The 12,963-nt window shown below is 30.2% G+C and carries 11 protein-coding genes, 1 tRNA gene and 1 other RNA gene; 9 read left to right on the top strand and 4 right to left on the bottom strand.

The window, feature by feature from the left end; all coding sequences use genetic code 11:
* The first annotated feature begins 10 nt into the window (after positions 1-10).
* From rpsL to psc1_RS01795, 5 genes are all read left to right on the top strand, one after another.
* The gene (gene rpsL, locus psc1_RS01815; protein ID WP_023161590.1) at positions 11-430 is read left to right on the top strand and encodes a 30S ribosomal protein S12; all 420 of its coding nucleotides are present in this window, start codon (positions 11-13) and stop codon (positions 428-430) included.
* 45 nt (positions 431-475) lie between these two features.
* A complete protein-coding gene (rpsG, locus tag psc1_RS01810; protein WP_023161591.1) occupies positions 476-946 on the top strand; it encodes a 30S ribosomal protein S7 in 471 nt (156 codons plus the stop codon).
* Positions 947-973: 27 nt separating this feature from the next.
* A complete protein-coding gene (gene fusA, locus psc1_RS01805; protein ID WP_023161592.1) occupies positions 974-3,040 on the top strand; it encodes an elongation factor G in 2,067 nt (688 codons plus the stop codon).
* A 122-nt stretch (positions 3,041-3,162) separates the two neighbouring features.
* The gene (gene tuf, locus psc1_RS01800; protein WP_023161593.1) at positions 3,163-4,347 is read left to right on the top strand and encodes an elongation factor Tu; all 1,185 of its coding nucleotides are present in this window, start codon (positions 3,163-3,165) and stop codon (positions 4,345-4,347) included.
* Between the two features lie 256 nt (positions 4,348-4,603).
* Positions 4,604-5,416 (top strand): Bax inhibitor-1/YccA family protein, encoded by an 813-nt coding sequence (locus psc1_RS01795; RefSeq protein WP_373375759.1) that lies wholly within the window; start codon positions 4,604-4,606, stop codon positions 5,414-5,416.
* A gap of 39 nt (positions 5,417-5,455) precedes the next feature.
* Here psc1_RS01795 and rsmG read toward each other — a convergent pair whose 3' ends face one another.
* The 4 genes from rsmG to ffs all read right to left on the bottom strand — a co-directional run bounded on the left by rsmG (position 5,456) and on the right by ffs (position 8,831).
* On the bottom strand, positions 5,456-6,082 hold the full coding sequence (rsmG, locus tag psc1_RS01790; protein ID WP_122225304.1) for a 16S rRNA (guanine(527)-N(7))-methyltransferase RsmG: 627 nt from the start codon (positions 6,080-6,082) through the stop codon (positions 5,456-5,458).
* A complete protein-coding gene (gene mnmG, locus psc1_RS01785; protein ID WP_122225305.1) occupies positions 6,069-7,925 on the bottom strand; it encodes a tRNA uridine-5-carboxymethylaminomethyl(34) synthesis enzyme MnmG in 1,857 nt (618 codons plus the stop codon). The genes rsmG and mnmG overlap by 14 nt, the downstream gene beginning before the upstream one ends.
* Before the next feature lie 59 nt (positions 7,926-7,984).
* Positions 7,985-8,668, bottom strand: a complete 684-nt coding sequence (locus psc1_RS01780) for a hypothetical protein (protein ID WP_023161597.1) — start codon at positions 8,666-8,668, stop codon at positions 7,985-7,987.
* A gap of 77 nt (positions 8,669-8,745) precedes the next feature.
* An RNA gene (ffs, locus tag psc1_RS01775) (signal recognition particle sRNA small type) lies at positions 8,746-8,831 on the bottom strand.
* Between the two features lie 230 nt (positions 8,832-9,061).
* Here ffs and psc1_RS01770 point away from each other — a divergent pair.
* The 4 genes from psc1_RS01770 (at position 9,062) to rny (ending at position 12,954) form a co-directional block, all read left to right on the top strand.
* Positions 9,062-9,138, top strand: a tRNA-Arg gene (locus psc1_RS01770).
* 184 nt (positions 9,139-9,322) lie between these two features.
* The gene (locus tag psc1_RS01765; RefSeq protein ID WP_373400994.1) at positions 9,323-10,402 is read left to right on the top strand and encodes a DNA recombination protein RmuC; all 1,080 of its coding nucleotides are present in this window, start codon (positions 9,323-9,325) and stop codon (positions 10,400-10,402) included.
* 261 nt (positions 10,403-10,663) lie between these two features.
* On the top strand, positions 10,664-10,987 hold the full coding sequence (locus psc1_RS01760) for a hypothetical protein (protein ID WP_023161599.1): 324 nt from the start codon (positions 10,664-10,666) through the stop codon (positions 10,985-10,987).
* A 383-nt stretch (positions 10,988-11,370) separates the two neighbouring features.
* A complete protein-coding gene (gene rny / locus psc1_RS01755; RefSeq protein WP_023161600.1) occupies positions 11,371-12,954 on the top strand; it encodes a ribonuclease Y in 1,584 nt (527 codons plus the stop codon).
* Positions 12,955-12,963 lie beyond the last annotated feature (9 nt).

Below are 12,963 nucleotides of genomic sequence, written 5' to 3'. Positions count from 1 at the left end.
AAAAAACATAATGCCTACCGTTTCTCAGTTAATCAAAAAAAAAAGAAGTAATAAATCTTCGAAAACAAAATCCCCAGCTTTAAGTTATGGTTTTAATGTTTTGCAAAAAAAAGTTCAAACTTACACTTCTCCACAAAAAATGGGAGTTTGTTTGCGTGTAACTACTATGACCCCAAAAAAACCTAATTCAGCTTTACGTAAATTTGCCAGAGTTCGTTTAAGCAATGGTTCTGAAGTGACTGCTTACATTCCTGGCGTGGGACACTCTTTGCAAGAACATAGTTCAGTGTTGGTGCGCGGCGGAAGAGTTAAAGATCTTCCGGGTGTCCGTTATCATATCATTCGTGGCGCTTTAGATGCTACAGGTGTTGCTAACAGACAACAAGGTCGTTCTAAATACGGTTCCAAAAGACCAAAAGATAAAAAATAAATAAATTAAAATATTACAAATTTTAAAGAAAGTAGGTTCGTTACTTTGTCTCGTAAAGGTCATATTAAAAAACGTGATATAAATCCTGACCCGATTTATAATTCAAAATTAGTTACAAAAACAATTAACACCATCATGGAAGATGGTAAAAAAGGGACAGCTCAAAGCATTTTTTATCAAGCTTTAAAACAAGTTAAAAGTATTACTCAAAGAGATCCCTTAGAAGTTTTTCATGAAGCATTAAACAATATTATGCCTGTTTTAGAAGTTCGTACTCGTCGCGTTGGTGGTCAAAACTACCAAGTCCCTTCCGAAGTTCGTCCAGAAAGACGTCAATCTTTAGGTTTAAGGTGGCTTGTCAAATTCACTAAACAACGTAATGAAAAAACCATGGAAGAAAAACTAGCTAAAGAAATAGTAGATGCTGCTTCAGGACATGGAGTATCAGTTAAAAAAAGAGAAGAAACGCATAAAATGGCTGAAGCTAATAAAGCTTTTGCTCATTATCGTTGGTGATATTTGACATTTATAGGAGAATAAAAGATGGTACGCCAGATTACTTTAGAAAATACTCGTAATATCGGCATTATTGCTCATATTGACGCAGGAAAAACCACCACTACCGAAAGAATTTTATTTCATACTGGTAAAATTCATAAAATCGGAGAAACTCATGATGGCGCTTCGCAAATGGATTGGATGGAACAAGAACAAGAAAGAGGTATCACTATTACCTCTGCTGCCACTACCGCCTTTTGGAAAAACCATCGGATCAACATCATAGACACCCCTGGGCACGTTGATTTTACAGTTGAAGTTTCACGCTCTTTAAGAGTTTTAGATGGTGCAGTCACTGTCATTGATGCCCAAGCTGGAGTTGAACCACAAACTGAAACCGTTTGGCGTCAAGCGACTGAATACAAAGTTCCAAGAATTATTTTTATCAACAAGATGGATAAAGTTGGTGCTAATTTTGCTTATGCGATTGAAACCTTGAACCAAAGATTAGGGGTACATGCTAGCCCTATTCAATGGCCAATCGGAGCTGAAAATGATTTTACTGGCATTATCGATTTAATTGAATTAACTGCTTTTGAATATGATAACTCCGCTGAGGAAAATGGAAAAAATATTGAAATCCCTGAACATTTAAAAGAAATTGTAGAAATTAAAAGAAATGAATTAATCGAAGTCTTATCTAATTTAGATGAAGAATTGATGATGCTTTACTTAGAAGAAAAACCAATCACTTCCGCTATGTTAAAAAAAACTATTCGTAAAGCCACTTTACAAGCCTCTTTTTTTCCGGTTTTGTGCGGCTCTTCTTTCAAAAATAAGGGTGTTGTTAAAATGCTAGATGCCATTGTTGATTATTTACCAGCTCCTGGAGATGTTGATTCAATTGTAGGAGTTGATGCTAACGGCAAAGAAATAACTCGTTTAAGTTCTGACGAACAACCTTTCACCGCTTTAGCTTTTAAAGTGATGACTGACCCTTATGTTGGTAGATTAACTTTTTTTAGAATTTATTCAGGCACAGTTAAAGCTGGCTCTTATGTTACTAATACCACCAAAGAAGTAAAAGAACGTTTTGGACGTTTATTGCAGATGCATGCCAATTCTCGTGAAGAAATTAAAGAAGCATATACTGGTGATATTTTGGCAGTTGTTGGGCTGAAAGGGACTACTACTGGTGACACTCTAGCGGCTGAAGGGGAAAGCATCATTTTAGAATCAATGAATTTCCCAGAACCAGTTATTGAAATCGCAGTAGAACCTAAAACTAAAGCCGATCAAGATAAAATGGGAATTGCACTCTCTAAATTAGCCGAAGAAGACCCTACTTTTAAAGTTTTTTCTAATCATGAAACAGGACAAACTATTATTGCTGGCATGGGTGAACTTCATTTAGATATCATCATTGATCGTATGAAAAGAGAATTCAAAGTTCAAGCTAACGTTACAGAACCTCAAGTGGCTTATCGTGAAACAATTACTCAAGAAGTTGAAACCGAAGGAAAATTCATCCGTCAATCTGGTGGACGCGGTCAATACGGACATGTTTGGATGCGTTTTGAACCAAATCCTGGCCAAGGCTTTGAATTTGTTAATAAAATTGTTGGTGGTGTTGTTCCGCGTGAATATATCCCTGCAGTTCAAAAAGGCGTTCAAGAAGCTCTTGCAGGTGGAATTTTAGCTGGTTATCAAATTATTGACATCAAAGCTACTTTATTTGATGGTTCTTATCATGATGTCGATTCTTCTGAAATGGCGTTTAAAATTGCTGCTTCAATTGCTTTAAAAGAAACCAAAACAAAAGGCAATCCAGTTATTTTAGAACCGATTATGGATGTTGAAGTCGTAACTCCAAATGATTATGTCGGCAATGTTATTGGCGATTTAACTTCTCGTAGAGGACGTTTGGAAAGTCAAGAATCACGTACTAATGCAGTTTCTATTAGAGCTTTGGTGCCACTTTCTGAAATGTTTGGTTATGCCACCATTTTACGTTCTAACACCCAAGGAAGAGCTACTTTTGTGATGCAATTTTCTAAATATGAAAAAGCACCAAAAAGCATTACGGAAGAAATTATTAAAAAACGTGCTTAATTTTAAAGCAAAAATAATATTTTAACACAAAATAGTTGCTATATTGAAAAAATTAAGTTAAAATTTAAATGGTAATTATTGTTAAAAACCTTAAACTAAACTAAAAGGAGGCCTTTTACAAAATGGCTAATGAAAAATTTATAAGAAATAAACCTCATTTAAACGTAGGAACAATTGGGCACGTTGATCACGGCAAAACTACTTTAACAGCTGCCATCACTCAAGTGTTAGCTTCTCAAGGGTTAGCTAAAAGTAGAGCTTATGACCAAATTGATAACGCTCCTGAAGAAAGAGAACGTGGAATTACGATTAAAACTTCTCACGTTGAATATGAAACATCAAAAAGACACTATGCTCACGTTGATTGTCCAGGACACGCCGATTATATTAAAAACATGATTACTGGTGCTGCTCAAATGGATGCCGCTATTTTAGTAGTTTCTGGCGCAGATAGTGTTATGCCTCAAACTAGAGAACATATTTTGTTAGCTCGCCAAGTAGGGGTTCCTAAAATTGTTGTTTTCTTAAACAAATGTGACCTTTGTCCGGATGAAGAAATTTTAGAATTAGTTGAAATGGAAGTCCGTGAATTATTATCTAAATATGATTTTCCGGGCGATGATACCCCTATTATTAGAGGTTCTGCGTTAAAAGCTTTAGAAGGTGACAAACATTACATTGCACAAGTTAACGAATTAATCAACGCTTTAGATTCTTACATTGAAGATCCAGTGCGTGAAGTTGATAAACCTTTCTTAATGCCAGTCGAAGATGTTTTCACTATCACTGGTAGAGGAACAGTAGTTACTGGTAGAGTTGAAAGAGGACAAGTTAAAGCTGGTGATGAAATAGAAATCATAGGTCTTAAAGACACTAGAAAAACCATCGTAACAGCAATTGAAATGTTTAAAAAAGATTTAGATTTTGCTCAAGCAGGCGATAACGTTGGAGCTTTGTTGCGTGGAATTAACCGTGAAGATGTTCAACGTGGTCAAGTGTTAGCCAAACCAGGTTCTGTGAAACCTCATTTTCAATTTGTGGCGCAAGCTTATATCTTAACTAAAGAAGAAGGAGGACGACACACTGCCTTTTTTTCCCAATACCGTCCGCAATTCTATTTCCGTACAACTGATATTACAGGAGTTGTTGAATTACAAGGTGATGTTAAAATGGTTATGCCAGGTGACAACGTTGAATTAACTGTTACTTTAAACAATCCGATTGCAATTGAAGAAGGCACTAAGTTTTCTATCCGTGAAGGTGGAAAAACAGTTGGCGCTGGATCAGTTTCAAAAATTCTTAAATAAAATCCCCCCCGAATTAATAAAAATAAAGCCCTCAAAAAGGGCTTTATTTTGATGGTTTTATATATTTTTTCAATAATGCTTTAATTGTTTTAAATTGTATTACAATTAAAGCTTTTTTCTAAAATAAAGAAAAAAAATACTTGCAATTTGATTTAAAAAAAGGTAATATATAAGTGTACTTATTTATTATTGATCAATTTTTTTTACTAAAATAGTAAAATAAGTATTAAAAAAATCAATATAAAGGTGGTTTTTTATGAAATCAAATAATAATATTATGAAAGTTAGTGATTCGTTTGAAAAAATTAACAACAATTTCCTTTCTTTTTCCGATACAATCGCTTATAAACAACAAGCTACCCGTAAAGGGATTGCTTTTAAAACTATTTTACTTTTATTAATTACTACTTTAACTACTATAGGATTTTTCACATTTTTTAATAATTTTAGTGATCCTTTGTTAAAAAATTTTAATTCAAGTCGAAGTTTATTTTATGGTCTGCTTGCCTTATCTGTGTTAACTAGTTATGTTTATACGTTAGGAATGAATCAAGTACAAACATCAAACATTTTTGCTTGTCTTTTTGCTTTCCTAGAAGGTTTTATGATGGCCATTTGTTTTTATTATATTAATAAAGAAATTCATAATTTGTTAGAAATAGTGTTTATCGCTGCTTTAGGCACAGTAGTTATCTTTTGTTTGATGGCACATGCCTATTATAAAGGTGTTTTAAAAGTTACTGATAGATTTAAAACTATTATGCAAAAATGTGCAGTTGCGTTATTTTGTGTTTACATAGTTCGTTTGTTATTATTTTTTTTAGGAATTGGAACAATAGAAAATGTTTTATACAATAGTATTATTGCAATCCCTTTGAGTTTAATAATGTTAGGTTTTTTATCATTGTATTTAGCTCTTCATTTTGATTACACTGAAAACATGATTCAACAAGGGTTGCCTGCCAAATACGAATGGCAAGTATCTTTGGCTTTTGCTGCTACTTTAATTGCTATTTTTTTAAGAATTGTTAGTCTTCTTTTAAGAATAATAGGCAAAGACAGAAAATAAAACCACTAAAATTAGTGGTTTTATTTTTTTTATAAATTTTTAATTAGCTTGAAATAATAAATTAGCTCTAGTACCTAGCTGCATTGGTAATTCGAGTTGTTGAATTTTAATTAAAGTTATTTTAAATTCTTTGATTACTGTTTGACTATCTTTTAATTCTTGGTTGAAGTTTTTTCCTTTCATGGCGATAAAATAACTTCTTTTTTTAACCAAAGGAAGACACCATTGTAAAATACGACTTAAATTACCTAAAGCCCGAGCCACTATACAATCATAATGTTTGTGATGGTTTTGTACTCTTTGGTGAAAAAAATAGATATCATCTAAAGACAAAATTTTAGCCAAAGCCTTTAAAAAGTTAATTTTTTTTAAAGATGATTCGATAATATAAATTTTTAAATGAGGATAAATTATTTTTAAAGGAAAACTAGGAAAACCCGCTCCTGCGCCAACATCACCAAGAGTGTTTATATGCCTAAAATCTAGGACTTCTTGCAAAATCAAAGAATCATAAAAATGTTTGTAATAAACATCTGTTAAAGATATTAAGGAAGTTAGGTTGTATTTTTGGTTTTCTTGAGTTAAAAATTGATAATATAAATCAAATTGTTCTGTTTGTTTTTGACTAAGATTAAATTTATTTTTTAATAATTTAGAGTGAGGCATGTTGTTTTTCCAAATAAACCAACAAAATCGAAATATCTACTTGATTAACCCCTAAAATCCTCGAAGCTTGTCCTAGGGTTTGTGGTTTAATAAAGTCTAATTTTTCTTTTGCCTCCTTAGATAAGTTTTTAATCTCCAAATAATTAGTTTTATTTGGTATTTTTTTTTGCTCCAATCTCAACAGTTTTTCTGCTTCTTTTTGGGCTTTATTGATGTAACCTTCATATTTAATTTGGATTTCTACTTGTTCATAGACTGTCTGATCTACTTCGACTTGCAAAAAATGTTGTAATATTTGATAGTTTAATTCAGGTCGTTTTAATAATTGCAATAATGTTGTTTTTCCAACAAAAGGAGAAGATCCTAAATTTTTTAAATAAGCTAAATTAGTTTCATTGGCTAAAATTTCAAATTTTTGACTCAATTTTAGTAGTATTTCGATTTGTTCTTTTTTTTTGGTAAAATTTTGATAATTAGTTTCATCGATTAATCCCAAGTTATAACTATAATCTTTTAAACGCAAATCAGCGTTATCATGTCTTAACAATAAACGAAATTCTGCTCTTGAAGTCAATAGGCGATAAGGTTCTTTCGTGCCTTTGGTAATCAAATCATCGATTAAAACACCAATATAAGCTTCATTTCTTTTTAACACAAATGCTGGTTTATTTTCCAATTTTAAAGAGGCGTTAATTCCAGCCATTAACCCTTGGCAAGCTGCTTCTTCATATCCGCTAGTGCCATTCATCTGTCCTGCAAAAAAAAGATTAGCAATTTTTTTAGTTTCCAAACTGTGTTTTAATTGGCTTGGATTAAAGGCATCATATTCAATCGCGTAAGCATATTTTGTAATTTTGGCATTCTGCAAGCCTGGAATGGTTTTTAAAATTTCATGTTGGACGTCTTTGGGCATACTAGTTGAAAGCCCTTGTAAATACATTTCATCTAAAGCTAAACTTTCTGGTTCAATAAAAATTTGGTGACTACTTTTATCGCAAAAACGTACCACTTTATCTTCAATTGAAGGGCAATAACGTGGCCCTGTGCCTTCGATATAACCGCCATACATGGCAGATTTTTTTAGATGTTTTTGAATAACTTGATGGGTTGATTTGTTGGTGTGGGTCAAAAAACAATCTTCTTGAATGCTTAATTTTTTAATCTTGCTATCAAAATCAAAAGTTTGTAAATAATTGTCGCCTAGTTGAATTTTAGTTTGACTAAAATCAATAGTTGATTTTTTGATTCTCGGTGAAGTCCCAGTTTTTAATCTGATGATTTCGAAACCTAAATCTTTTAATTGTTGACTGATACCGTAAGTAGTAGGGTTGTTATTAGGACCAGATGCTTTTTTGGTTTCGCCAATTAAAATTTGGCTAGCTAAATAAGTGCCAGTAGTAATAATAACAGTTTTAGCATAAATTTCTTGCCCATTTATTAAACAAATCCCCTTAACTTGGTTATCTTTGACTAATAAATGATTCACCAGTCCTTCTAATAAAGTCAAATTAGGACTATTTTGCAACATTTTTAAAATAATTTGGGGATATTTTAGTTTATCGATTTGAGCTCTTAAAGCTCTGACGGCAGGACCTTTTGAAGAGTTTAACATTTTAATTTGAATTTGAGTTAAATCAGCTGCTTTACCCATCACTCCCCCTAAAGCATCGATTTCGCGGACAACTACCCCTTTGGCAGGTCCCCCGATAGAAGGGTTGCAAGGAAGACTGGCTACTTGTTTCAAAGAACCAGTAATCAATAAAGTGCTATGTTTTTTGGCTAATGTCAAAGCAGCTTCAACACCAGCGTGTCCTGCTCCAACAACAATACTATCGTAAATCATTTCAAACCTCTTTTTACTGTTTTTAATGTAATAATTTAGTTAATGTTTAAAAATAAATGTTAAACTATTGGGTTATTGTCTTGTTCGTTTTTACTTTTCGCAAAAAAAGGATTGTAATTTTTTTGTTTTTCTAAAAGTTCTGCAAAAAACTCTTCACCTAAGATTTGTTTGATTTTTGTTAGGGTTTTTTGTAATGTTTGATCTTTAAAAAAAGCCATTTTTTTTTGCTGAATTTTAATCCAATAATTGATGACAAAAATAACTATTAATAAGATCACCAAAGGAATACCAAAAATCAATGTTTTTTGTCCTTCTTCTTTTGTCCCTGGCGACCACATTGTCAACGTTAAAAAAATTACTAATAATATAGGAATAAAAAAACCTAAAAAAGCGAGTTTTATTCTGTTAATTAAATTCGCTTCTTTTTGGTAAACTTGGATCATAAATTCTAGCCAAGCGGTGTTGATTTCTTTTCGATACAAAGGTTTAAAATTATTGTAATAATCTTTATCAATTAAAAGACGATAAGTTCCTTTATCTGCGGTCCAAACAACAAATTGTCTCGTTTGGAATAAAGCATTATAATATTTACTTTGTTCTAAATAATAAAACTCAATTTTAACTGGAGTTTCATTTAAAAGAATTTCTTCGATTAAAAAAGGTTCTCCTTGTAAAGAATGATAAAAATTAGTTAATAATTGCATCTGTTTTGTTTTTTTAGGAAAAAAAGATGACCAATTCATATAATACCTTAATTTCTTTTAACTATTTTTTAGCCATAATAATTGATTCTTATGTTAATTATAAAATAACCTTTTCAAACCTTATTATCCACACAATAAAACAACTTATGGCTGCTTCAATCAAGACCTGACCAAATTCATTTTTTTACTGTTGAATAATAAAGTTTGAAAAAGCTACTTTTTTAAAATATATATAATCAATTTTAGTGTAAGCTAAAAGTACAATAATATTATAAACTTTTTTTTAATTTTTGTTTCAATAAAAATTTTTTTGTGTGAATAAAATATTAAAAAAACTTATTTATTTATCAAAAATTTTTAAAATTCAATACAATTTTAAAAAATCAATATAATTATTTTATTTTATGTTACAATATTTATTGTTGTAACTTTGTTTGAGTAGCTCAGCAGGATAGAGCAACAGCCTTCTAAGCTGTCGGTCAGGGGTTCGAATCCCTTCTCAAACGCCAGATATTTATCTTTTACTAACAATTAAACAAAAAGTTGTTATAATTGTTTTTCAAACATTATTAAAATTAAATATTTATTTCTCATTTTGATTCTAAGAAAATAAATATTTATTTTTCTCATTATTTTTAAGAAAATAATTTAAAAAAAGGAACTATGAAATTTCATAGATGATTTGGGAAATGAATGATAATAAACAAATACAATTTAGTTTTGGTCTTACTTTTTTTAGTTATATTATTAATTGTACTTGTTGTAGGAATAGTTTTTGTTTTTGGGAGGATGCTTTTAAAAGCTAAAGTTCCCGATTTTAATCTTCAAGACATCTTAAAACAATCTTTTTTAGAGTCTGAATTACGAGTTATCGATCGTTTGGATCTAAAAATTAATAATTTAACTCACCAAAGCAAAGATAGTTTAACTAAAGAAATTAAAGACACTCGTCAACATTTGATCAGTAATTTAGAAAATTCATTAAAAGTTTTAAGAGACCAAAACGCCAGTGGTTTTCAAGAAGTACAAAACATTCATAAATTACTTGCTCAAAACGATAAAACAGGGAAAGTTGGGGAATTTTTATTGGCTCGTGTTTTAGAAAATATCGCTTATACCAAAGATAAATTAATTTTTGAAAAACAATTTTTAATGAAAAAATTAAACAGCAATGGTCAACGTTTAAGAGTTGATATAATGTGTAAAGGTCGCGGGAAATTTATTCAAATTCCAATTGATTCTAAGTTTCCGACTACAGATTTTTTAGAATATATGAATAGTACTGACAATAAAAACGAATTAAAAAAACGTTTTTTAATGCGTGTTAAAGACAGAATCAAAGAAGCACAAAAATATGTCAGCCCAGAAGATAACGCCCCTTACGTGATTATGTTTATTCCTTCAGAAAGTATTTTTTCCCAAATTAACTCAGACGAAGAAACTATATCATTTGCTTTTAAACGTAATGTCATCATCACTAGTCCTTCTATTTTGCTAGCTATTTTAAATTCAGTTGATTATTATTTTCAAATTTTTGAAAGCGTACAAAACAACGAAGAAAAAATTACTTGTATTGATAACGTTTTACAAGCGATGAAAAATTTTGATAAAGTTTTTTTGTATGATTTAAAAATTGTCCTAGAAAAGGTTTTAAAAGTGATCGAAGAAGTTCAAATCAAAGAAAAAACCTTAGAAAAACGTTATGAAAAATTATTAGAAGTACGAAAACTGGAAGCCGAAAAACGCTCATTGTCAATCAACTCAAAAAAATAGTTTTGATTAATGTTTAAATGGCAAAAATTAGTTTTAAAAAAGTTGACTATTCTTTTATTATTATAGATTATTCTGTATATATATTTTTCGTTTGTTATATAATATATGTGGATACTAAATTTTTCGTATTTAAAATTCTAGTATCTTATATTTTGTATCTTACTTTAAGTTGGTTTAAAAGTTAAAATATTTAAACTTATTATAAGTATTTTTCGTTGTTTTTTAATTTAAAATTAAAAGGATGTTGTCTAAATTTTTACATTGAACTCAAAACATAACAAAACTCTTGTCATTGGTATTTTAATTTTTTTTGTTATTGCTATTATTTTTGGTTTTTTCTTTTTTAATTCTGAAGAAACTTTTGTTGAAGAAACTTCAAACAATCCAACAGAAGAAGTCATTTCTTCGGTTGTGTCAAAACCATCTACTGATTACAAAATGGATGATTTAAAAGACAAAGTTTTTAATGAACTAACTAATCTAACTCAAAAAGCCATAGAATCAAAACAGGCAAAAACTTTTGTAGATAGTATTCCTGATAAATTAACTAGTTCTTTACTTAGGGGTAAAAAAACCAAAATTTGATTTATAAAACTAATTTTTATTAAATATATTAATAATTAATTTTTTTCTTACAAAAGCTAATCTACTAAAGGTTAGCTTTTCAGTTTTTTATTTTTTATTCCTTTAAAGGAATTTTTTTTATAATAATTAATTTTTTATTATTTGTCCATTTATCATCTTTTTTTGTTTTTTTATTTTCGCAAGGGGTTGAAAAAATAAAAAAAGATCTCAAAAAAACTCAAAAATTAACGATAAAAAACTTTCTTCGCCTCCCTTTGTTTACTTAAAAATAATTTCTAAAAGAATTTTGCATACAATTTTGTTTGTTTACAACTTTTTTTAATTTTTTTATCATCTCCTTATTGATTATAAATATAAAAAATAAAAGAAAGGCATGAAATAACATGAGCGGAACATCACCAGAAGGATGTTTAAGCATGGTCTTGCTTTCTGTTGTTTTTTTATCTTTAGGCATTTCCATAGGTTATTTATTTTATTCTTTTTTTAATCGAAAAAAACTAGATCAAGAGCAACAAAAATTTGAAATACAAGTTAAAAACAAATTAGAAGAATTGCGCCAGCATGAAAAAGAATTGATTTACAATGCCAAAATAGAAATAGTTTCCTTAAGACAAAAACTGGAACATGATTTGCATGAAAGAACTAATATTGTAGTTAGTTTAGAAGAAAAAAATAATCGTCGTGAAGAATTATTCAATAATAGAACAGAAAGTTTAAATAAAAGAGAACAATATTTAGATTCTAAACAACAAATGATCAATCATGTTAAAAAAAATCTAGAAAAACAGATTCAAGAACACGAGCACTTAATACAACAGCAAAAAATTAAATTAGAACAAATAGCTGCTTTGACACCACAGGCAGCACAAAAAATTATTATGGATGAAGTTAGGGATAAAACCGCTAACGAAGTTTTTGCATATATTAAAAAAGAAGAGGAAAAAGCAAAATCAGAAGTCGCTAAAAAAGCGAAAATGTTTTTAATTTCGGCGATGCAAAAATATGCTGGCGATGTTACAGGCGAAAAAAACATTAGTGTTGTTGAAATACCTAACGAAGAGATGAAAGGTCGTATTATCGGCCGTCAAGGTAGAAATATCAAATCTTTAGAGGTTTTAACAGGGGTGGATTTAATTATTGACGATTCTCCTTTAACAGTAGTTGTTAGTAGTTTTGACCCTGTTAGAAGGGAAATTGCTAAAAAAACTTTAGAATCGTTAGTTTCTGATGGTAGAATTCATCCTTCGCGCATCGAAAAAGCCTTAGAACAATCAACTACAGAAGTTGACAATTTTATTAAAGAAATGGGCGAAGAAGCAGTTTTTATTACCAAAATTGGCGAAGTTCATCAGGATTTAATCAAAATTTTAGGAAAATTACATTTTCGCTTAAGTTATAGTCAAAATATTTTAAAACATTCTTTAGAAGTGGCTTTTTTAGCTGGAAAATTAGCTGCAGAAATTGGTGAAAACGAAATTTTAGCCAGAAGAGCTGGTCTTTTTCATGATATTGGAAAAGCTTTAGACCACGAAATAGAAGGGAGCCATGTAGAAATTGGCGTCGCTTTGGCGAGTAAATATAAAGAAAAAAAAGAAGTGATTGACGCCATCGCTTCTCATCACGAAGACAAACCCCCGCAAACTGTTATTGCTGTTTTAGTTGCTATTGCAGACACTCTTAGTTCGGCAAGACCTGGAGCTAGAAAAGAATCAATAGAAAATTATATTCAAAGATTAACTAAATTAGAAAATATTGCTAATTCTATTAAAGGAGTGGCTCATTCTTATGCCATCCAAGCTGGTCGTGAAATTAGAGTTATCGTAAAACCAGACAAAATAAACGATGATTTTATTTTTCAAGTCGCAAGAATTATCAAAGAACAAATTGAACAAGATATTAGTTACAATGGAATTATTAAAGTTACTGTTATAAGAGAAATAAGGGCTATTGAAATAGTTAAATTATAGTCAACCGCG

Origin of the sequence: Candidatus Phytoplasma solani (genome assembly GCF_041729705.1) — a bacterium.
Taxonomy (GTDB): Bacteria; Bacillota_I; Bacilli_A; order Acholeplasmatales; family Acholeplasmataceae; genus Phytoplasma; species Phytoplasma solani.
Note: the sequence above shows the minus strand (reverse complement) of the source record. Positions and strands in the feature narration are given on the sequence as shown.